Annotated in this window: 21 protein-coding genes; 12 read left to right on the top strand and 9 right to left on the bottom strand. The window is 64.7% G+C overall.

The features are described from left to right. Position 1: 1 nt before the first annotated feature. The gene (locus VGR99_RS35125; RefSeq protein ID WP_326904532.1) at positions 2-955 is read left to right on the top strand and encodes a cytochrome D1 domain-containing protein; all 954 of its coding nucleotides are present in this window, start codon (positions 2-4) and stop codon (positions 953-955) included. A gap of 48 nt (positions 956-1,003) precedes the next feature. Here the strand turns inward: VGR99_RS35125 and VGR99_RS35120 are convergent, their stop codons facing one another. Then, positions 1,004-1,678 carry an HAD-IA family hydrolase gene (locus VGR99_RS35120; RefSeq protein WP_326904531.1) on the bottom strand — a complete coding sequence of 225 codons (675 nt, stop codon included), beginning with the start codon at positions 1,676-1,678 and terminating at the stop codon, positions 1,004-1,006. Positions 1,679-1,748: 70 nt separating this feature from the next. Here VGR99_RS35120 and VGR99_RS35115 point away from each other — a divergent pair, with 70 nt between their 5' ends. Continuing rightward, on the top strand, positions 1,749-1,940 hold the full coding sequence (locus VGR99_RS35115) for a DUF433 domain-containing protein (protein WP_326904530.1): 192 nt from the start codon (positions 1,749-1,751) through the stop codon (positions 1,938-1,940). 3 nt (positions 1,941-1,943) lie between these two features. Continuing rightward, on the top strand, positions 1,944-2,312 hold the full coding sequence (locus VGR99_RS35110; RefSeq protein ID WP_326904529.1) for a barstar family protein: 369 nt from the start codon (positions 1,944-1,946) through the stop codon (positions 2,310-2,312). Between the two features lie 40 nt (positions 2,313-2,352). On the opposite strand, the gene VGR99_RS35105 is transcribed toward VGR99_RS35110, so the two are convergent. The 5 genes from VGR99_RS35105 to VGR99_RS35085 form a co-directional block, all read right to left on the bottom strand. Continuing rightward, entirely contained in the window at positions 2,353-2,916 is a 564-nt protein-coding gene (locus VGR99_RS35105; protein ID WP_326904528.1) for a DinB family protein, read from the bottom strand. A 121-nt stretch (positions 2,917-3,037) separates the two neighbouring features. Next, positions 3,038-6,019: an excinuclease ABC subunit UvrA gene (gene uvrA / locus VGR99_RS35100; protein WP_326904527.1), complete on the bottom strand. Its 2,982-nt coding sequence runs from the start codon at positions 6,017-6,019 to the stop codon at positions 3,038-3,040. 349 nt (positions 6,020-6,368) lie between these two features. Next, positions 6,369-7,118, bottom strand: a complete 750-nt coding sequence (locus VGR99_RS35095; protein WP_326904526.1) for an outer membrane protein — start codon at positions 7,116-7,118, stop codon at positions 6,369-6,371. Positions 7,119-7,274: 156 nt separating this feature from the next. Beyond that, the gene (locus VGR99_RS35090) at positions 7,275-7,925 is read right to left on the bottom strand and encodes an outer membrane protein (protein ID WP_326904525.1); all 651 of its coding nucleotides are present in this window, start codon (positions 7,923-7,925) and stop codon (positions 7,275-7,277) included. A 237-nt stretch (positions 7,926-8,162) separates the two neighbouring features. Beyond that, complete coding sequence (locus VGR99_RS35085; RefSeq protein ID WP_326904524.1) at positions 8,163-8,936, bottom strand: outer membrane protein; 774 nt, start codon at positions 8,934-8,936, stop codon at positions 8,163-8,165. Between the two features lie 445 nt (positions 8,937-9,381). On the opposite strand from VGR99_RS35085, the gene VGR99_RS35080 reads away from it, so the two are divergent. The 4 genes from VGR99_RS35080 to VGR99_RS35065 all read left to right on the top strand — a co-directional run bounded on the left by VGR99_RS35080 (position 9,382) and on the right by VGR99_RS35065 (position 14,233). Continuing rightward, positions 9,382-9,879: a single-stranded DNA-binding protein gene (locus VGR99_RS35080; RefSeq protein ID WP_326904523.1), complete on the top strand. Its 498-nt coding sequence runs from the start codon at positions 9,382-9,384 to the stop codon at positions 9,877-9,879. Between the two features lie 199 nt (positions 9,880-10,078). Continuing rightward, entirely contained in the window at positions 10,079-10,477 is a 399-nt protein-coding gene (locus VGR99_RS35075) for a DUF2306 domain-containing protein (RefSeq protein ID WP_326904522.1), read from the top strand. A 168-nt stretch (positions 10,478-10,645) separates the two neighbouring features. Beyond that, positions 10,646-13,414: a DNA gyrase subunit A gene (gene gyrA / locus VGR99_RS35070; RefSeq protein WP_326904521.1), complete on the top strand. Its 2,769-nt coding sequence runs from the start codon at positions 10,646-10,648 to the stop codon at positions 13,412-13,414. A 105-nt stretch (positions 13,415-13,519) separates the two neighbouring features. Further along, on the top strand, positions 13,520-14,233 hold the full coding sequence (locus VGR99_RS35065) for a hypothetical protein (RefSeq protein ID WP_326904520.1): 714 nt from the start codon (positions 13,520-13,522) through the stop codon (positions 14,231-14,233). 17 nt (positions 14,234-14,250) lie between these two features. Here VGR99_RS35065 and VGR99_RS35060 read toward each other — a convergent pair whose 3' ends face one another. Continuing rightward, complete coding sequence (locus tag VGR99_RS35060; RefSeq protein WP_326904519.1) at positions 14,251-16,104, bottom strand: KUP/HAK/KT family potassium transporter; 1,854 nt, start codon at positions 16,102-16,104, stop codon at positions 14,251-14,253. Positions 16,105-16,298: 194 nt separating this feature from the next. Continuing rightward, positions 16,299-16,556: a hypothetical protein gene (locus VGR99_RS35055; RefSeq protein ID WP_326904518.1), complete on the bottom strand. Its 258-nt coding sequence runs from the start codon at positions 16,554-16,556 to the stop codon at positions 16,299-16,301. A gap of 281 nt (positions 16,557-16,837) precedes the next feature. Between VGR99_RS35055 and coaD the strand changes: the two genes are divergently transcribed. The 5 genes from coaD to queA all read left to right on the top strand — a co-directional run bounded on the left by coaD (position 16,838) and on the right by queA (position 20,073). Then, positions 16,838-17,335, top strand: a complete 498-nt coding sequence (gene coaD / locus VGR99_RS35050) for a pantetheine-phosphate adenylyltransferase (RefSeq protein ID WP_326904517.1) — start codon at positions 16,838-16,840, stop codon at positions 17,333-17,335. A 37-nt stretch (positions 17,336-17,372) separates the two neighbouring features. Beyond that, the gene (locus VGR99_RS35045) at positions 17,373-17,960 is read left to right on the top strand and encodes a peptidylprolyl isomerase (protein WP_326904516.1); all 588 of its coding nucleotides are present in this window, start codon (positions 17,373-17,375) and stop codon (positions 17,958-17,960) included. A 23-nt stretch (positions 17,961-17,983) separates the two neighbouring features. Beyond that, positions 17,984-18,394, top strand: coding sequence for a hypothetical protein (locus VGR99_RS35040; protein WP_326904515.1), 411 nt, complete (start codon positions 17,984-17,986; stop codon positions 18,392-18,394). Then, the gene (locus VGR99_RS35035; RefSeq protein ID WP_035702663.1) at positions 18,391-18,855 is read left to right on the top strand and encodes a peptidylprolyl isomerase; all 465 of its coding nucleotides are present in this window, start codon (positions 18,391-18,393) and stop codon (positions 18,853-18,855) included. Before VGR99_RS35040 ends, VGR99_RS35035 begins: the two co-directional genes overlap by 4 nt. 144 nt (positions 18,856-18,999) lie before the next feature. Next, positions 19,000-20,073 carry a tRNA preQ1(34) S-adenosylmethionine ribosyltransferase-isomerase QueA gene (gene queA, locus VGR99_RS35030; RefSeq protein ID WP_326904514.1) on the top strand — a complete coding sequence of 358 codons (1,074 nt, stop codon included), beginning with the start codon at positions 19,000-19,002 and terminating at the stop codon, positions 20,071-20,073. Positions 20,074-20,241: 168 nt separating this feature from the next. On the opposite strand, the gene VGR99_RS35025 is transcribed toward queA, so the two are convergent. Further along, positions 20,242-21,279, bottom strand: coding sequence for an aspartate-semialdehyde dehydrogenase (locus VGR99_RS35025; RefSeq protein ID WP_326904513.1), 1,038 nt, complete (start codon positions 21,277-21,279; stop codon positions 20,242-20,244). Between the last annotated feature and the right edge of the window lie 166 nt (positions 21,280-21,445).

The following is a 21,445-nucleotide window of genomic DNA, read 5'->3' as shown; positions in this document are numbered from 1 at the left end:
CGTGCGCGCGCTGGTCCTGGCGGCGCTCGCCGCCAGCCTTTGCGGTGCGAGTGTCGGCTGCGCGTTCGCCGAGGAGGCGTTCGTCACCAACCAGCTCAGCGACGATCTGATGGTCGTGGATCTCGCCTCCGCGCGCGGCGTTGCGACCATCCCGATCGGCGGCAAGCCGGCGGGCGTCGCGTTGAGCGCAGACGGGCGCTTTGCCTATGTGACGAGCCCCGATGCCAAGGCGGTGACGGTGGTGGACGCGGCGACGCGCCAGGTCGCCGGCCGCATCGAGGTCGGCGGCGGGCCGCTCGGCATTGCGGTGGCGCCCGACGGCAAGACGGTCTATGTCGCGGACTGGTATGCGGCGGCGGTGCGGGTGATCGACACGGCGAGCCGCAGCGTCACCGCCAGCATCGCGGTCGGCGCCTCGCCATCGGGGCTTGCGGTGACGCCCGACGGCAGGCTGCTGCTCTCGGCGGACCGCGACGACGACAGCGTCTCGGTGGTGGACACCGCGACGCGCCAGCGCAAGGCGGTGATCAAGGTCGGCACCCGGCCGTTCGGCGTCACCATCGATGCCGACGGCAAGCGCGCCTACACCGCCAATGTCGGCTCCAACGACGTCTCCGTGATCGACATCGCCGCGGGCACCGAGATCGGCCGCGTGCCCGTGGGGATGCGTCCCTATGCGGTGGCGCTGGCGCAAGGGCGCGGCTTCGTCACCGACCAATATGGCGGCACGGTCAGCGTGTTCGACCTTGCGACGCTCAAGCCGGTCAGGCGCATCAATGTCGGCGATTATCCCGAAGGCATCAATGCCACCGCCGACGGCAAGCGCGTCATCGTCGCCTGCTGGGAGAGCAACACGCTCGATATCATCGACGCAGCCGAGCTGAAGGTGATCGGCGAGGTCAAGACCGGCGACGGCCCGCGCGCGTTCGGCGCGTTTTTGCGGAGGACGGAGTAGGGGGCGGTAGCCCGCATGAGCGAAGCGACATGCGGGAGCGCGCCGTCCTCATCCACCGGCGTTCCCGGATATCGCTTCGCTCATCCGGGCTACGGCATCGGGACACAGAGTGGCTGTAATCGCCTCCATGCGCTCAAACACGTAGTCGGGCCTCAGCGCCCGCAGCGCCGCCGGTGCCGCATAGCCCCAGCACACCGCGCCGCACGCAATCCCCACCGCGCGCGCCGCCTCGATGTCGCGGACCTCATCGCCGATCGCGATGACGTTGTCCGGCGCGACGCCCGCGCGCCGGATCACCCGGCGGAATTTCGCGGGCTTGCCGAACACCGATGCCGAACAGTCGAAATGCGAGAACAGCGCGGCGGCCTCGCCAAGCTTCTCGCGCGCATTGGCCTCGCTGTCGGAGGTCACCAGCGCGAGCTGTACGCCGCTTTGCGATAGCGTCCGAAGCATCGTCTCGACGCCGGCAAACAGCGAAATCTCCGCCGCCGCCTCGCCCTTCAACCGCCGCGCATGCCGCGCGATCGCCGGCAGCTTCCACAAGGGCACCTCGAGCCGGGAAAGGATCTCCCGCGTCGAGGCATGTCGCAGCGCCTCAACGTCCTCATCCCGAACGCGGCGAAAGCCGAAGCGGTCGGCGACGTCATTGATGGTGCGCAGGAACCACGGAAAGCTGTCGGCCAGCGTGCCGTCGAGGTCGAAGATGGCGAGGGCGTAGGGCATGGAGGAGAGTTTCGAGTCCGCTGACAAGCGAGGCGTGGCGTGCTATGTTCGATAGAATTCGAGGATAGCCATGCGTCACGAGCGGATTGAAATCAACCCGGCGATCATGGACGGCAAGCCTGTCATCCGCGGGACGCGCGTGCCGGTCGAATTGGTGCTGCGCGAGCTGGGCGCAGGCATGACCATCGAGGCCATCCTCTCGGAGCATCCCCGGCTCACGCCAGATGATATTCGGGCAGCCCAGGCTTTCGCGGCCGACTGAACTGTGAACGAGCTGCCCTTTTCGTTTCGAGAGCAGGATGGCGTGGCTACCCGCGTCCCATCCGGCATTCCCGATAAGGCGGCGCTTCTTGCTCACATCGCGCGGGAGCTTAATTTTCCGGATTATTTCGGTGGGAATTGGGATGCACTCGAAGAGTGCTTGTGCGATCTGTCTTGGCTTCCTAAGGGGCCGGTCTTTCTCGACCATGCAGACGTGCCGCTAATTGACGACGTCGCAAGTTCAAGTACCTACATCGCGATACTGGCCAGCGCGGCTGGCAAAGGGTTGAGGTCAGATCGTCCACTTTGCGTCGCATTTCCGGTCGCTTTCCGCGACCGCATATCTTGGCTGCTTCGATTCAAAAAGGGCTAACTCACTCCGCCGCTTCGGCTTCCTGGCTGCAGCACCGCCGCTACGATTTCCACACCGTCTCCTCGGTCCAGCCCAGCTCGGCGAATTCGGCAGCCCGGAGCGGCGCTTCGCCTTCCGCGAAGAACTCGTCGAGCTGCGGCGGCGCGACGCTCGTTTCGGACAGCATGGCGTGGGCCTGTCCGCGATGATGGATCTGGTGCTGGAACAGATGCATGAGCAGCCGGTCGCACCGCTCGGTCTGCACGCGCGTGTCGCGGTTGATCTTCACGACGTCATCGAGCCGCGCGGGCGTCAGTGCATCGCAGATGGCAATCAGGCGCATGTCCATCGCGGCTTGCGCGGGCTTCAGCGCGGCAAGAGAAGGAAAGGGCACTTCGTTCTTCCAGGCCGCCGGTCCGAGCCAGCCGCCCTCGAGCGCGTCGATGTAGAAGAGGTCGATGATGTAGGTGTGGTTCAGGGTGCGCTGCAGGCTTGGAAAGAAGCCGCTGCGGTGGGCGTCGAATTCCGGCTGGGACAGCGCGGCGCAGGCGGTGAGCAGGCGATGGTTCGCCCAGGCATTGTTATGGGCGAAGGCGCGGTAGGTTTGGACGAGTCCTGCGGACATGTCGGTCCTTTCCCGGATCCTGCGTCGGGCGTGAACAACGAAGCGTGGCCACCCACCTCACGAGAAGAGCAGTGGCGGATTACGCTGCGCAAATCCGCCCTACGACTTCGGTTTAACGCTGCTACTCAGCCGCCTCGCTCGTGCTCCGCCGCTTCGGCTTCCTTGCCTTCTTCAGCACCGGCTCCAGGAACTTGCCCGTGTAGCTCCGCGGCGCTTTCGCGATGTCCTCGGGTGGGCCCCAGGCGACGATCTCGCCGCCGCCGTCGCCGCCTTCGGGGCCGAGGTCGATGACCCAGTCGGCGGTCTTGATGACTTCGAGATTGTGCTCGATGACGACCACCGTGTTGCCCTGCGCGACCAGCTCGTGCAGCACTTCCAGCAGCTTCTTGACGTCGTGGAAATGCAGGCCGGTGGTGGGCTCGTCCAGGATGTAGAGCGTGCGGCCGGTGGCGCGCTTCGACAGCTCCTTTGCCAGCTTGACGCGTTGCGCCTCACCGCCCGAGAGAGTTGTCGCCTGCTGGCCGACGTGAATGTAATCGAGCCCGACGCGGTGCAGCGTCTGAAAAGTCTCGCGTACGCGCGGCACCGCCTTGAAGAACTCGGCGGCTTCCTCGACGGTCATGTCGAGCACGTCGGCGATGCTCTTGCCCTTGAACAGGACCTCCAGCGTCTCGCGGTTGTAGCGCTTGCCCTTGCAGACGTCGCAGGTGACGTAGACATCGGGCAGGAAGTGCATCTCGATCTTGATGACGCCGTCGCCCTGGCACGCCTCGCAGCGGCCGCCCTTGACGTTGAAGGAGAAGCGGCCGGGCTCATAGCCGCGCGCCTTGGCTTCGGGCAGGCCGGCGAACCACTCGCGGATCGGCGTGAAGGCGCCGGTATAGGTCGCCGGATTCGAGCGCGGGGTACGGCCGATCGGCGACTGGTCGATGTCGATGATCTTGTCGATATGCTCCAGGCCCTCGATGCGATCATGCGGGGCTGCGCCTTCGCTGGCGCCGTTCAGCTTGCGCGCGATGGCCTTGTAGAGCGTGTCGATCAGCAGCGTCGACTTGCCGCCGCCGGAGACGCCGGTGACGGCCGTGAACAGGCCGAGCGGAATTTCCGCCGTGACGTTCTTGAGGTTATTGCCGCGCGCGTTGACCACCTTGATGGTGCGGCGATGGTTCGGCGGACGCCGTTCCGGCACCTCGACCTCGAGCTCGCCGGTGAGATATTTGCCGGTCAGCGATTTCGGGTTGCGCATGATCTCGGCGGGTGTGCCTTCGGCGATGATGTTGCCGCCATGCATGCCGGCGCCGGGGCCGATGTCGAGCACGTAGTCGGCGAGCAGAATGGCGTCCTCGTCATGCTCGACCACGATCACGGTGTTGCCGAGGTCGCGCAGTCTCTTAAGGGTGTCGAGCAGGCGGGCGTTGTCGCGCTGGTGCAGGCCGATCGAGGGCTCGTCCAGCACGTAGAGCACACCCGTCAGGCCCGAGCCGATCTGCGAGGCCAGGCGAATGCGCTGGCTCTCGCCGCCGGACAGGGTGCCGGAGGAGCGCGACAGCGTGAGGTAGTTGAGGCCGACGTCGAGCAGGAAGGTGAGGCGCTCGCGGATCTCCTTCAGGATCCGGCCGGCGATCTCGTTCTGCTGTGCGTTCAGCGCGTCGGGCACGGTCTCGAACCATTCGCCGGCCTTCCTGACCGACAGCTCCGAGATCTCGCCGATATGCTTGGTGCCGACCTTGACGCAGAGCGCCTCGGGCTTGAGCCGAAAGCCCTTGCAGGCCTCGCAGGGCACGTCGTGGAAATACTTGGCCAGCTCCTCGCGCGCCCATTCGCTCTCGGTCTCGCGGTAGCGGCGGTTGATGTTGGTGATGACGCCCTCGAACGGCTTCTTGGTGTCGTAGGAGCGGACCCCGTCCTCGTAGGAGAACTTGATCTCGTCCTCGCCGGAGCCGTGAAGGATCGCGTTCTGCGTCTTCTTCGGCAGATCCTTCCATTTGGTGGTCAGCGTGAACTTGTAGTGCTTGCCGAGCGCCGTCAGCGTCTGGGTGTAATAGGGCGACGACGACTTGGCCCAGGGCGCGATCGCGCCCTTGCCGATCGCGAGCTCCTTGTCGGGAATGACGAGGTCTTCGTCGACATGCTGCTCGACGCCGAGACCGCCGCAGGCCGGGCAGGCGCCGTAGGGGTTGTTGAACGAGAACAGGCGCGGCTCGACCTCGGGGATGGTGAAGCCGGACACCGGACAGGCGAACTTTTCCGAGAACAGGATGCGCTCGGGCCCGCTCTTGTCGTGGATTTTTGCGGTCTTCTTCTTCTCTTTCTCTTCCGCGGGCGCCGTCGCCGGCGCGTCGGCGAACTCGACCACGGCGAGGCCCTCGGCGAGCTTCAGCGCGGTCTCGAAGCTTTCGGCGAGGCGCTGGCCGATATCGGCGCGCACCACGATGCGGTCGACGACGACGTCGATGTCATGCGGGAATTTCTTGTCGAGCGTCGGTGCTTCCGCGAGCTCGTAGAAGGTGCCGTCGATCTTGACGCGCTGAAAGCCCTTCTTGAGCCATTCGGCGAGTTCTTTCCGATATTCGCCCTTGCGGCCGCGCACGACGGGGGCGAGCAGATAGAGGCGAGTGCCCTCAGGCAGCGCCAGCACGCGATCGACCATCTGCGAGACGGTCTGGCTCTCGATCGGAAGGCCGGTGGCGGGCGAATAGGGCACGCCGACGCGCGCCCAGAGCAGGCGCATGTAGTCGTAGATCTCGGTGACGGTGCCGACGGTCGAGCGCGGGTTCTTCGAGGTCGTCTTCTGCTCGATCGAGATCGCCGGCGAGAGGCCGTCGATCTGGTCGACATCAGGCTTCTGCATCATCTCCAGGAACTGGCGCGCATAAGCCGACAGCGACTCGACGTAGCGGCGCTGGCCTTCCGCGTAGATGGTGTCGAAGGCGAGCGAGGATTTGCCGGAGCCGGAAAGGCCGGTGAACACCACCAGCTTGTCGCGGGGAATCTCGACGTCGATGTTCTTGAGGTTGTGCTCGCGCGCGCCACGGATCGTAATTGCGCGCAGGCTCGAGCCCGCGTTCTGCTGTTGGCGCTTCGCCTTGATCACTTCATCCATCCGAGTTGCCCTCAAGGAATCCCAAAGGTGCACGATCGCGCCGACGTAAAGGCGCGCTTTGCCCGGAACCGGGATCGGCGCCAATGGGTATGCGAGCGAACGTAGGAAGAACGGAGGCGGATTTCCAGTGGGAGATGCGAATCGTCAACGGTTTGTTGGCGCACTGGCGGCATCTGGCAGCAGAGGGCGCGGAACAGGTGGGGAAAAGGCGAGCAAAACGCGAAGGGCCGGCGCGAGGCCGGCCCTTCGTTCGCGGTTGGATGCGGAGTTGGGGGCGATCCGCACCGATCAGGACTTGGAGTCAGGACTTGGAGGATCCTGCGACAAACGCGTGCTTCAGTTTTCTTGCTCAGTATTTCGCGACGACCGGGTTGCCCCAGCGGTAATTGATGCGGATCAGGCCCATGTCGATGTCCTGGCCGATCCGCTCGGTGTGCGCGCCCAGGCCATCGGGGGTGGCGAAGTCTGAGCTGTGATGGCCGAGGAAGACGTGGTTGTACTCGCCACCGACTGACCAATTGTCGGCAAAGCTCCATTCCATGCCGATGCCGATGGCGTAGCCCCAGCGAGTCTGGTTGACGCTGTTGAACCTCGGCACGGCGCCCAGAACGAACTGGTCGTATTTGTCGTGGGCCACGGCCGCGCCGGCCTTGCCGTAAAGCAACAGGCTGTTGACGGCATAGCCCATCTGACCGGTGAGCAGTCCGAAGCTGTCGATCCTGGTCTGGTTGGACAGTGGTGCCAGCACCAGGCTGACATTGCTGCCTTTGAAGTCGGCCCAGTTGCCCTGGCCCTCGAGGCCGAACACCCAGTGCGACTTCTGCCAGCGATAGCCGAGCTGTCCGCCGACGGTGCCGCCGCCGGCATTGTGGCAGCCTTCGCCGAGCGCCGGATCGACCGCGACGCCAATCGCGCTGGTCACCGCCCAGCAGGCATGGGCCCAACCGCCGCCGCCATTGATGCCGGCATAGACGCCGCTCCAGTCGTAGACGGCGATCGGCGCCACCGGCGCCTTGTAGAGTGGAAGATCAGCGGCACCGGCGGGCACAACCGCGCCGAGTGCGAACAGGCCGACTGCGGCCGGCGCCCAGGTTTTCATGTCACGTCCCAAACTCATCAAGCCAATTCGCGCGGGCGATTTGTGCCCCACGATTCCTTGACGGCTCGGCGCAGTGTCCCGCGAAAACAAAAAGGCCGGCGCGAGGCCGGCCTTTCGTGACGATGTGACGATGTGACGTCGGTCGTGAGACGAAGCTCAGTACTTCGCGACGATCGGGCCGCCGAAGTGATAGTTCACGCCGACCTGCACGGTGTGGTACTCGAGCGTTCCGGTCGTCAGAGGGGCAATGCCCGAGAAGTAGGTCTCGCCGCCAAGGCTGCGATAGAGGTACTCGCCCTTGACCGACCACTGCGGAGCGAAGAAGGCTTCGACGCCCGCACCGACGGTCCAGCCGGAGTGCCACTTGCTGTCGCTAACAAGGCCGAGGAGGGTGATCTTGTTGTCGACCCAAGCATAACCGCCGGTGCCGTAGAACAGGACGTTGTTCACGGCGTAGCCGATGCGGCCGCGCACGGTACCCATTGCGTCGGTCTTCGACTTCACGAGGCCGCCGAACGCCGTGTCGCTGGCGTCAGCCCAAGCGCCGTCAGCCTCGACACCGAACACGACATTGCCGGTCTGCCAATTGTAGCCGGCGGTGCCGCCGACAAAGCCACCCTTCATCTTGATGTCGCTGGCGTTCTGCCAGGCGCCGCCACCGACGATACCGAGGTAGAAGCCGGTCCAGTTGTAGACCGAAGCCACGGCCACCGGCGCCTTGGTGTAGGGGCGAGCCGCCAGGTCGGCAGCCGAAGCGGCGCCGGTGAGAGCGAGCAGACAGGCCGAAGCCAAGAAAATCTTCTTCATATTCAACAAATCCCAGTCCCAGTTTCTATTTTGACTTCCGTGCGTCGGAAGCAGGATCGGACGTCGTGGTCCAACTGATGTCGTGCTTACACCAGCAAAGCCGCAAGTTGTGTACCCAAAAAGCCACAACAGTCACAAAACGTAATAATCACTGACCAATTGTGCCGAGCTGGGAACGCCCAGCAAAAAGGCCGGCGCGAGGCCGGCCTTTGATCTGTAAATGATATCAAAGAGATATCAGTACATCGAGATGGCCGGGCCGCCCCAGCGATAGTTCACGCGGACCAGCCCGATATCGGCGTCCTGGCTGATGCGCTCGGAGCGTGTGGCGGCGCCGAGCGGGGCGAACAGGAAGTTGCCAGAACTGGTGAAGCCGATGGTGCGGCTGCCGAGGAAGAGGTGATCGTATTCGAAGCCGACCGTCCAGTTCGGCGCGAATCCGAATTCGACGCCGGCGCCCACGGTGCCGCCCCAGCGGGTCTCGTTGGACCGGTCGAACTCGAGGCCGGTGACGACGTCGTAGCTCCGGTAGCGGTCATTCACGACCGCGCCGCCGCCCTTCACGTAGACCAGCACGTTGTTCCAGGCGTAGCCGACCTGACCGGTGAACAAGCCGAACGCGTTGATCTTGGACCGGTCGCGAAGGCCGGCGCCGCTCGTGCTGACATTGTCGCCGGAGAAATCGGCCCAGTTGCCCTGGCCCTCGAGGCCGAACACCCAATTGGCCGACTGCCAGCGATAGCCGACCTGGCCGCCGACCGTGCCGCCGGTGGCGTTGTGACAACCTTCGCCGATCAGAGTGCCGGTGACGGGCGTGACGAAGTCCCAGCACTTGTGGCTGGAGCCGCCGCCGCCGTTGATGCCGATGTAGAAACCGCTCCAGTCGTAGATCGTGGCGATCATCGGAGCCGGCGCCTTGGTGTAGGGACGCGCAGCGAGATCTGCCGCGCTTGCGGGAGCCGAAAGGCCCAACGCCACTGCGCCGATTGCACCAATCAAAATCTTATTCATCGCAGTCTCCCCAGTTTCAGCCCGCTTCTTGTTGTCCCCGAAGCGGCTGATCAGGCGCGACGCCCGTATGAATTCCAAGGCGAGCGTAGCTCAGCGGGGAGGCAGAGTCCGTCTCCGGAATGCAACAGTTCGGAGGCATCTGAAACGCCTCTAACTTGATGAATGTTAAGGTTTTTTCTGCGCGCGCGGGAACCCGGAAAAGTTCCATGGGGGCGTCGCGATTTTGCAACATGTTCCCGGTCTGCCGCCGGCGCGAAGGGCGAAAGTAATCGCAGGAACAAATCTGGAACAAACCTGAGGTCGATGCTATATGTGGGGATAACCTGAGGGGTGACGGGCTGATCTGCCCTCGCAAGCGTATAGGGTCGCCTCAACGGGGCGGCAGAGCATCGCGGCGCGGGCTCGGCCTTTTGAAATTCAGTGGCATTCGGAGTGGAGAGCGGCGATGGCGGGAAGCGTCAACAAGGTCATTCTGGTTGGAAATCTCGGCAAGGATCCCGAAATCCGCCGCACCCAGGACGGGCGGCCGATCGCGAATTTGAGCATCGCGACCTCGGAGACCTGGCGCGACAAGAACAGCGGCGAGCGCAAGGAAAAGACCGAGTGGCATCGCGTCGTGATCTTCAATGAAGGGCTGTGCAAGGTCGCCGAGCAATACCTGAAGAAGGGCGCCAAGGTTTACATCGAGGGCGCGCTCCAGACCCGCAAATGGACCGACCAGAGCGGCGTCGAGAAGTACTCGACCGAGGTCGTGCTGCAGGGCTTCAACTCGACCCTGACGATGCTCGACGGTCGCGGCGGCGGGGGTGGCGGCAGCTTCGGTGATGAGCCCGGCGGCGATTTCGGCTCCTCCGGTCCGGTCAGCAGCGCACCGCGTCGTGCCGTGGCCGCCGGCGGCGGCGGTGGCCGCAACAACGACATGGACGACGACATCCCGTTCTGAGGCGAGACGGGCGCGGCGCGCCTAACTTTGCTTACTCGCGTAAGGCGCCAGGATTTCTTACCAATCGACGGGCCAAGCTCGGTTTTTCCGGGCTGGCCTCATGTGCCGCTTCAAGCCTTTGACGGGCTGCGATGTGAATGGTATTAACTTCATGTTAATCCTATTCACATGGCCGATCCCCGGCCGGAGGACGCGCCAGATGAGCCTCGCGCCATTGCTTGACGCCGCTCCGGCGATCCCGCTGCACGCCTTCGCGGCGATGGCGGCGTTCGTGCTCGGCATCGTCCAGTTCGCCGCGCCCAAGGGTACGCTGCCGCACCGGACGGTCGGCTGGATCTGGGTCGCGCTGATGGTCGCGGTGGCCGCCTCGTCGTTCTGGATCCACCAGATCCGCCTGGTCGGGCCGTTCAGCCCGATCCACCTGCTGTCGATCTTCACGCTGGTGATGCTGCCGCTCGCGGTGTGGCGGGCGCGCACCCACCGGGTCGCCGATCACCGGCGCATCATGATCATGACGTTCGTCGGTGCCCTGGTGATCGCCGGCCTGTTCACGCTGGTGCCCGGACGGATCATGTACCGGGTGATTTTCGGGGCGTAAGCAGCGGTTCCGCAGCACGCGTTCCGGCCTTGCTCCTGATAGTGCCGGGGAGGGCGTAAGTCTCTGGAAAAACAGTCGGAAAAAGCGCTTCCCAGGACCTCGCAAGGGTGGTTATCAGGGGGGCGATGCGCTATATGATTCCCAGATAAAATTTCACCGGATTCCCCCTTGGCAGACGACGACAACAAGCCCGGCGACCAGCCGGCGCAACCCTCGGATATTCGCCCCGTCTCCATCTTCGAGGAGATGAAGAAGTCGTATCTCGACTACGCCATGAGTGTGATCGTGGCGCGCGCGCTGCCCGATGCCCGCGACGGCCTGAAGCCGGTGCATCGCCGCATCCTGTACTCGATGAACGAGCAGGGGCACACGCCCGACAAGAAGTACGTCAAATCCGCCCGCGTGGTCGGCGACGTCATCGGTAAGTATCACCCGCACGGCGACCAGTCGATCTACGACGCCATGGTCCGCATGGCGCAGGACTTCTCGATGCGCGTGCCGCTGATCGACGGCCAGGGCAATTTCGGTTCCGTCGACGGCGATCCCCCGGCCGCCTATCGTTACACCGAAGCGCGGCTGACCAAGGCGGCGCTGGCGCTGCTGGCCGACATCGACAAGGACACCGTCGACTTCCAGCCGAACTACGACAACAACGAGACCGAACCGTCGGTTCTTCCGGCCAAGTTCCCGAATCTTCTCGTCAACGGCGCCGGCGGCATCGCGGTCGGCATGGCGACCAACATCCCGCCGCACAATCTCGGCGAGGTCATCGACGCCTGCGTCGCGCTGATCGACAATCCGGCGCTCACCATCGACGAGCTCATCAACATCGTGCCGGGACCGGATTTCCCGACCGGCGGCGTCATTCTCGGACGGCAGGGCATCCGCTCGGCCTATCACCTCGGCCGCGGCTCGATCGTCATGCGCGGCAAGGTCGCGATCGAGACCATCCGCAAGGAGCGCGAGGCGCTCATCGTCACCGAGATTCCTTACCAGGTGAACAAGGCGACGATGGTCGAGCGCATCGCCGAGCTGGTCAAGGAAAAGAAGATCGAGGGCATCGGCGACCTGCGCGACGAATCCGACCGCGAAGGCTATCGCGTCGTCATCGAATTGAAGCGTGACGCCGTGCCGGACGTGGTTCTGAACCAGCTCTACAGATTCACGCCGCTGCAGACGAGCTTCGGCGTCAACATGGTTGCGCTCGACAGCGGCCGTCCGCGGATCATGCATCTGAAGGACCTGCTGGCGATCTTCGTCGATTTCCGTGAGCGGGTCGTCACGCGACGCACCAAGTACCTGCTCGCCAAGGCGCGCGATCGCGCGCATATTTTGGTCGGTCTGGCGATCGCGGTTGCCAATATCGACGAGATGATCCGCGTCATCCGGACTTCGCCCGACCCGACCACCGCGCGCGACACCCTGATGTCGCGCGACTGGCCGGCCCGCGATGTCGAGGACATGCTGACGCTGATCGACGATCCGCGCCACCGCATCAGCGAGAACGGCACGATCCGGCTGTCGATGGAACAGGCGAGGGCCATTCTCGACCTGCGCCTGCAACGCCTGACCGCACTCGGCCGTGACGAAATCCGCGACGAGCTCGACAAGCTCGCCGGCGAGATCGCCGATTATCTCGACATCCTGCGCTCGCGCGAGCGCGTGCTGACCATCATCAAGACCGAGCTCGCCGAGGTGAAGGCCGAGTTCGCCACCCCGCGCCGCACCGTGATCATGGAGCAGGAAGGCGAGGTCGAGGACGAGGACCTGATCCAGCGCGAGGACATGGTCGTCACCGTCTCGCATGCCGGCTACGTCAAGCGCGTGCCGCTGTCGGCCTATCGGGCGCAGCGCCGCGGCGGCAAGGGCCGCGCCGGCATGCAGACCCGCGACGAGGATTTCGTCAGCCGCCTGTTCGTGGCCTCCACGCATACGCCGGTGTTGTTCTTCTCGTCGCGCGGACAGGTCTACAAGGAAAAGGTCTGGCGGCTGCCGATGGCCGCGCCGAACGCACGCGGCAAGGCGATGATCAACATCCTGCCGCTGGAGCAGGGCGAGCGCATCACCACCATCATGCCGCTGCCCGAGGATGAATCCACCTGGGGCAACCTCGACGTGATGTTCGCCACCACCGGCGGCAACGTCCGGCGCAACAAGCTGTCCGACTTCGTCGACGTCCGCCGCTCCGGCATCATCGCCATGAAGCTCGACGAGGGCGAAGCGATCGTCGACGTCCAGATCTGCACCGAGCACGACGATGTGCTGCTGACTACGGCCGCCGGCCAGTGCATCCGCTTCCGGGTCAGCGACCCCCGACCTGACAAGGATGGCGAGATCAAGGAGCACGGCGTTCGGGTCTTCGGTGGTCGAACATCGATGGGCGTTCGGGGCATCTCGCTTGAAGATGACAAGGTCATCTCAATGTCGATCTTGCGCCATGTCGAGACCACGTCCGACGAGCGTTCGGCCTATCTGAAGATGCGCCGCGCGGTGGCCGGCGAGCCCGCGGCCGAGGAGCCTGCGGTAGATACCGAGGCGGAAGAGACCTCTGGCAACTTCCAGCTCACCCAGGAGCGCTATGCCGAGATGTCGGCGGCCGAGCAAATCGTGCTGACGGTCTCGGTCAACGGATATGGCAAGCGGACCTCGTCCTACGAGTACCGCACCACCGGCCGCGGCGGCAAAGGCATCGTCGCCATGAGCGTCAACAACCGCAACGGCAATCTGGTCGCGTCCTTCCCCGTTGAAGACGCCGACCAGATCATGCTGGTGACCGACAAGGGCCAGCTGATCCGCTGCCCGGTCGAAGGCATCCGCATCGCCGGCCGCTCGACCCAGGGCGTGATCGTGTTCGACACCGCCGAGGACGAGCACGTGGTGTCGGTCGAGCACATCACGGAAGAGGCCGAGAGCGGGAATGGCGAGAACGGATCGTAGTTACGTTGAGGCACAGCTCTCCGTGAGAGTTGTCCTCAATTGTAACTTTGAGTAGTGTTTGGCGATCGAACGCCATCCATTGCAAGACATGGACCCACCGGGAACGTGCGCGTTATCTTTTTCCCTTTGGTCGCTGGCTGCCTCGCAGCCGTGTCAGCCGGGCCGGCTGCAGCTCAGACAGCAGCTTCCAATGCTGTCGCTGAGACATGCCGTGCGGATATCGACGACAAGAAGCTCGACGCGCGGGAGGTTGTTTGCCTGCGCGAGCTTGGAAAGCTGGCGGCGAGCCGCAAGGGCGATGTGCTGTCGCTGCAGCTCGAGAACGGTAAGTCGAAGGCCTATCAAACAAACGTCAGGGCATGCGAGACCGACGATGCGCGGAATTGCGTCCAGTATTGGCTCGCCGGCTATCATCCGGTGGCGCATGTCTATTCGATCGCGATCCAGTATTACGAAGGCAGCAGCGTCGAACTGGTGAACGCCCGCACCGGGAAAACTTTGCTTCTTCCGGGCGTGCCGTATTTTTCTGACGACGGCTCGCGCTTTCTCGTCATCGACAATGACTATGCGCATGGCGGCGACGATGATCTCGCGGTGGGGATTACCGAGGGCGACGTGCCCGCGCTGCAATGGAAGCACACGTGGCAGGGTGAGCCCGTTGAGTGGCGCCACCAGCGCTGGATCGACAACGACCATGTGGCCTTGCGTGTATTTCCGGCCGATACCGAACAGAAATGCCCGGACAATAATTGTGACGCGATCCTAGTGCGTTTCAACGACGGCTGGGCGATCCGGCGGGTACCGACGCCGCCGAAATAGCAGGACGATCCAGCCGGCTAGATCTCCAGCTCCGTGCCGAACTCCACGACCTGCTTGGTCGGCACGCCGAAGAACGCGGCGGAGCGTTCGGCGTTGCGCTGGAGGAAGGCGAACAGGCCCTCGCGCCAGACCCACATGCCCGGCACGTCCTCGCGCGGGATGATGGTCTCGCGGCCGACATAATAGGTGATGTCGGAGAGATCGATGCCGGGCAGCTTGCCCTGCCGGCAGGCGAGTATCAGGCCCTCATAGATCGTCGGGTTCTGCATGAAGCCGTAATGCAGGACCACGCGGGTGATGCCGGATATGATCTCGATCACCTCGGCGCGGGCCTCGTCGGCGACGTGCGGCACCTCCTCGATCAGCACGGTGACGAGGACGATGCGCTCGTGCAGGACGTGGTTGTGCTTGACGAACTGGGTCAGCGCGAGCGGTACGCCTTTCGGCGCGGAGGCCAGGAATACGGCCGTGCCCGGCAGCCTGGCGCTGCACTTGTTCACGGCCGTTTCGATCAGGTCCTCCTCGGGCTGGCGCAGGCGGCTGCGCGCGGCCTCGACCAGCTTTACGCCGCTGCGCCAGGTCAGCATCAGGAAGGCGACAAGGGCGGCGAGCAGCAGCGGAAACCAGCCGCCCTCGAACAGCTTGATCGAATTGGCGGAGAAGAAGATCACGTCGATGACGAAGAAGAAGCCGTTCACGGCGACCACGAGCCACGGCGAATAGCCCCACTGGATCGCGACCAGCGCCGCGAGCAGCGTGGTGATCGCCATCAGCAGCGACACCGCGATGCCATAGGCGCCGGCGAGCGCGTCGGAGGTGCCGAAGCTCAGCACGGCGCCGAGCGTTGCGGCGGCGAGCAGCCAGTTCACCAGCGGCACGTAGATCTGGCCGATCGCATGGCTGGTGGTGTGGCGGATCTGCATGCGCGGAAGGAAGCCGAGCTGGATCGATTGCTGGGTCAGCGAGAACACGCCGGAGATGATCGCCTGCGAGGCGATCACGGTCGCCACCGCCGAGAAGGCGACCAGCGGATAGTGCAGGAAGTCGGGGCAGAGCTGGAAGAACGGGTTCTCGATCATCGTGGGATCGGTGATCAGGAGTGCGGCCTGGCCGAAATAGTTCAGCACCAGCGCAGGGAGGCAGATCGCGAACCAGGCGAGCCGGATCGGCATGCGGCCGAAATGGCCCATGTCGGCATACATGGCCTCGCCGCCGGTCACCGCGAGGAAGGCGGCGCCGAGGATGGCGAAGGAGACGTGGAAGTCCTGGTGGATCAGGAAGTCGAAGGCATAGAACGGGCTGAGCGCGGCGAGCACCGCCGGCGCCTTGACGATGCCGTGGATGCCGAGCGCGGCGAGCACGATGAACCAGGCCAGCATGACCGGTCCGAAGATGCTGCCGATGAAGCCGGTACCATGCTTCTGCATCATGAACAGGCCGATCAGGATGACGACGGTGACGGGCACCACGACCGGCGCGAGCGAGGGCGCGTCGACCTTGAGGCCTTCGATGGCTGACAGCACCGAGATCGCCGGCGTGATCGCGCCGTCGCCGTAAAGGAGTGCGGCGCCGACGAGACCGACGACGAGCAGATGCGCGCGCCAGGTGCCGGGCTGGGCGTGGCGGGCATGCAGCAGCGCCAGCAGCGCCACGATGCCGCCTTCGCCGCGGTTGTCCGCGCGCAGGATCAGCAGCGCGTATTTCAGGGAGATGATGAGCAGCAGCGCCCACAGGATCAGCGAGGCAACGCCCAGGACAGCGTCGTGACTTAGGGTGCCGCCATGGGCAGCCGCCTTGGCGGCTTCCTTCAGGGCGTAGAGGGGGCTGGTGCCGATATCGCCATAGACCACCCCGAGGGCGCCTATGGTCATGGCAAGCGGCAGAGGGTCAGGGTGATGGCCGGAAGCGACTGCGGGCGTACTGGACAATGTCGACCCCCCGATGGGATCGCGCCCGACGGGCCATTCCGACGGGCGCGAGCATCAGACAGTCTGCGACGAGACGTCGCAAATATCCACGAAATTTATATCAGGAAGCTTTTCTGACGCGAAGCTGACGACCGCAACTACGGCGTGCGGTCCGCGGTCACGAGGCGAGCCTCGCGGATGTCGGCCTTGGTGCCGGCCTGGCGCAGGCAGGATGCTTCGAAGTTCGGCCAGGCCTGCTGCGAGCAATCCTTGCCGATGGTGCGGGCATCGAGGCGGTCGCTCTTGGCGAGCGGCTGCGGAACGCTCGCTTCGACGGTCGGAGCGAAACCGGGAAGGACGGTGAGGGCGGCAGCAACAAACGCAGCGACAGCGATGGCCGAGAAGGTCTTGATCATTGACGGTCCCCTGTGATGCGGCCGCTAGCGCCTGGTGTGCGGCCCGTCATTCGTTGGGTGGATTACTAACCATGACCAGTTTCCGGACGTCTTCGCGGGCAGCGGAAACGGTTTCGTTCGCGGTCCGTTTTGTTTCGTGGGCCCCCTCAGGACGAAACAAACGGCCGGCTGCCGACATCACCGGCGGTCCAAATTGCGGGAAGCGGGCAGGAAACCAGCGGGAAACGGACAAGGAACCCGTCCGGCTTGCCCGGCCGTGCAGGGCGCGGTAGGACGGGGCCATGCCGCGCATCGCCTTCTACCCAGGTTCCTTCGACCCCATCACCAACGGCCATCTGGACGTGGTCCGGAGCAGCGCCCCGCTGTGCGACCGGCTGGTGGTCGCGGTCGGGATCCATCCCGGCAAGAAGCCGCTGTTCTCGACCGAGGAGCGGCTCAAGATGCTTCATGACGTCTGCGGGCCGGTGGCGGCCCAGGCCGGCTGCGTGCTCGAGGCTGTGACCTACGACGATCTCGCGGTCACCGCGGCGCGCAAGTACGGCGCGACCATCATGATTCGGGGCCTGCGCGACGGCACCGATCTCGACTACGAGATGCAGCTCGCCGGGATGAACGGCACCATGGCGCCCGAGGTGCAAACCGTCTTCCTGCCGGCCTCTCCCTTGGTCCGCCCGATTACCGGCACATTGGTGCGCCAGATCGCCGGCATGGGCGGAGACATCTCGGCCTTCGTACCGCCGCTCGTTGCATCCCAGCTCAAGGCAAAATTCGCCGGATAACGGCGCGCTTTTTCATCTCATCTGATCCGGAGTTTCCATGATCCGTCGTCTCGCAATTCTTGCCACGATGTTCGTCGCGCTCGTGGCCGTTCCCTTGGGCGCGGTCCCGGCAATGGCGCAGCAACTGCCCGCGAATCTCGACAAGGCCAACGCGCTGGTCATCGACACCACCAAGGGCCGCATCGTCATCAAGCTGCGCACCGATCTGGCGCCGCAGCACGCCGAGCGCCTCAAGCAGCTGGCGCGCGAGGGCTACTACAACAACGTCCCGTTCCACCGCGTGATGGACGGCTTCATGGCGCAGACCGGTGACGGCGAGAAATTCAACGGCACCGGCGGCTCGAAATATCCGAACCTGAAGCAGGAATTCTCCAAGGTGCATTTCGCACGCGGCATCGTCGGCATGGCCCGGCGCGGCGACAGCGTCGACACCGCCAACTCGCAGTTCTTCATCATGTTCGCCGACGGCGGCAGCCTCGACGGCCAGTACACCGTGATCGGCGAGGTGGTGCAGGGCATGGACGTGGTCGACAAGCTGAAGAAGGCACCGGCCGGCTCGCCGAGCGGCACCGTCACCGATCCCGACAAGATGGTGAAGGTGCAGGTCGCTTCCGACATCAAGTAAGACTGCCAATGTAGGAGAGGGCTATGGCGTATTGCGGCAACAGGCTTTTGCTGGCTGCCGCGGTGCTGCTGTTCGGCATCACTGGTGCTGCTGCCGAGGACGCGCAGGTCAACACCATCCAGGACATCTACCGGCATCTGCGCACCTGCTGGAGGCCACCGTCGCCGGCCAAGGCTCGCCCTATCGACATCACCGTCGTCGTGAGCTTTAACCGGTCCGGCGACATTCTGGGCCACCCGAGGATTTCCTATGAATCCGCGGAGGCCTCGGAGAATGATCGGCTGCAATACCGGATCGCGGTGATGGAGGCGTTGCAACGCTGCACGCCGATGCCATTTACCGATGCAATGGCCGGCGCGGCGGCGGGGCGTCCATTCGCGATCCAGTTCCGCAGCCGGAAGACTTCACCACCAACACAAGAGAGACGAGCATGAGCGTCACCGAAAACACCCTGATCCTCGAGACCACGCAGGGCCCCGTCACCATCGAGATGCGTCCGGACCTCGCGCCCGGCCACGTCGCGCGCATCAAGGAACTGGTCCGCGAGGGCTTCTACGACGGCATCGTGTTCCATCGCGTGATCGAGGGCTTCATGGCGCAGACCGGCTGCCCGCACGGCACCGGCACCGGCGGCTCCGGCAAGAAGCTGAAGGCCGAGTTCAACAAGGAGCCGCATGTGCGCGGCACCGCCTCGATGGCCCGCGCGGCGAGCCCGGATTCCGGCGACAGCCAGTTCTTCATCTGCTTCGACGACGCCCGCTTCCTCGACAACCAGTACACGGTGTGGGGCAAGGTCACCGAGGGCATGGAGAATGTCGACAAGATCAAGCGCGGCGAGCCGGTGCAGAACCCCGACAAGATCGTCAAGGCGCGGATGGCTGCCGACAAGGAGTAAGCTCTCGCCCCTCATCCTGAGGAGCGCGGAACGCGCGTCTCGAAGGATGGAGGCCCCGCTGCTACAGCTCGGCCTTCATGGTTCGAGACGGCGCTAACGCGCCTCCTCACCATGAGGGTTCGACTGCACGGCGCTGAACCCGACATGCGCACCGACCTCTTCGATTTCGAGCTGCCGCCCGAGCGCATCGCGTTGCGCCCGGCGCATCCGCGCGACTCCGCGAAGATGCTGGTCGTGGAGGGCGGCGCGCTGCGCGACCAGACCATCGCCGATCTGCCGCAATGGCTGAGGGCGGGCGACCAGCTCGTCGTCAACGACACCAAGGTGATCGCGGCGCAACTAAAGGGCCGCCGCATCGGCCGCGAGACCGAGCCGAAGATCGAGGCGACGCTGATCAAGCGTCTCGACGGCTCGCGCTGGCAGGCGCTGGTGAAGCCGGCGAAGAAGCTGGTCGCCGGCGACCGCATCCGCTTCGGCAACGAGGGCAAGGTCTGCCTGCTCGGCCATCTCGACGCCGAGGTCGAGGCCAAGGGGGCTGAGGGCGAGGTGACGCTGTCGTTCTCGTTCCACGGCCCCGCGCTCGACCAGGCCATCGCCGATCTCGGCAGCCCGCCGCTGCCGCCCTACATCGCCTCCAAGCGCACGCCTGACGACCAGGACCTCGCGGACTACCAGACCATGTTCGCGGCGAACGAGGGCGCGGTCGCGGCGCCAACTGCGGGGCTGCATTTCACCCCGGCGCTGGAGCAGGCACTGCAGGCGCGCGGCGTCGGCGTCAACCGCGTCACGCTGCATGTCGGGGCAGGGACGTTCCTGCCGGTGAAGGTGGACGATACCGACGGCCACAAGATGCATGCCGAGTGGGGCACGATCTCCGCCGAGACCGCGGAGCGGCTCAACACCGCGCGGAAAAACGGCGGCCGCATTGTCGCCGTCGGCACGACCTCATTGCGCCTGCTCGAAAGCGCGGCCAGCGAGGATAGCACCATTCAGCCGTTCACGGCCGAGACCTCGATCTTCATCACCCCCGGCTATCGCTTCCGCGCGGTCGATGTGCTGATGACGAATTTTCATTTGCCGAGGTCGACATTGTTCATGCTGGTGTCGGCATTCGCCGGCCTGGAGACGATGCAGCGAGCGTATGCGCACGCGATCGCGAGCGGCTACCGGTTCTACTCGTATGGCGACGCGTGCCTGTTGTTTCGGGCAGTGCCGTAGGCAACTTGCGCAACTGCATTTTCCGTCACCCTGAGGTGCTCGCCTCTTCGGCGAGCCTCGAAGGGCGACGGCCCTGGTGCCGCATCTCGGCCGTGCATCCTTCGAGGCTCGCCCAGCGGTGCTTTGCACCGCCGGGTTCGCACCTCAGGATGACGGATCGAGAGTCTGTTACGCCATCACCCGCTGCGGCAGCAGCTCCGCGATCTGCACGGCGTTCAGCGCGGCGCCCTTGAGCAGTTGATCGGCCGCCACGAACATCGAGATCGAATGGCCCGAGGGATCGCTGAGGTCCTTGCGGATGCGGCCGACCAGCACGTCGTCCTGGCCCGAGGCGTCGATCGGCATCGGGAAGTAGTTCTTCACGCGGTCGTCGACGATCTTCACGCCGGGGGCCTGCGCCATGATGGCGCGGACCTGGTCCTCGGTGATCGGTTTCTCGCATTCGAAGGTGATGGCCTCGCAATGCGCGCGCAGCACCGGCACGCGGACGCAGGTGACGCCGATCGCGATCTTCTCATCCTCGAAGATCTTGCGGGTCTCCTTGATGACCTTGGTCTCTTCGTCGTTGTAGCCGGTCTCGGGGTCGACGGCGGTGTTGTGGTTGAAGAGGTTGAAGGCGTAGGGGTGCGGCATCACCTTCGGCGTATAGACCTGCCCGTTGAGATTGGCGCGGGTGGACTCGACGAGCTCGTCCATCGCGGCCGCGCCGGCGCCGGAGGCGGCCTGGTAGGTCGAGATGATGACGCGCTTGATGCGGTTCTTCTGGTGGATCGGCCAGAGCGGCACCAGTGCGGTGATCGCGGCGCAGTTCGGGTTGGCGATGATGCCCTTGTGGTCGCGGATGCGGTTGCCGTTGACCTCGGGGATCACCAGCGGCACGTTCGGATCCATCCGGAAGGCGGAGGAGTTGTCGACCACGACCGCACCGGCCTTGACCGCGATCGGTGCGAACTTCTTCGAGATGCCGCTGCCGGCGGAGAACAGCGCGATGTCGACGCCCTCGAAGGCGCGCTCGGTCAGCTCCTCGATGACGACGTCCTTGCCGCGAAACGACACCGTCTTGCCGGCCGAGCGGGCGCTGGCGAGTGCCTTGAGCTTGCCGACGCGAAAGCCGCGCTTGTCCATGGTGGCGATGAATTCGGCGCCCACCGCACCGGTGACGCCGACAATCGCGACGACGGGATCGTTACTCACTTTGTCCTCCATTGCATTTCAGTTGGGCTGGGATTTAGGCAACAAAAAAGCCCCGGACCTCTAAGGGCGGGGCTTCGGCAGAGCTGATGCGTTTAAGTCGACGACCTACGTGCGCACGCCTCCCCGGGCCCCGAAGGCCGTGGTGGTTTTGGTCGTGCGTTTGGTGGTCGTGAACATG

The sequence above is a fragment of the Bradyrhizobium sp. genome (assembly GCF_035935975.1).
In the GTDB taxonomy this organism is placed as follows: Bacteria; Pseudomonadota; Alphaproteobacteria; order Rhizobiales; family Xanthobacteraceae; genus Bradyrhizobium.
Note: the sequence above shows the minus strand (reverse complement) of the source record. Positions and strands in the feature narration are given on the sequence as shown.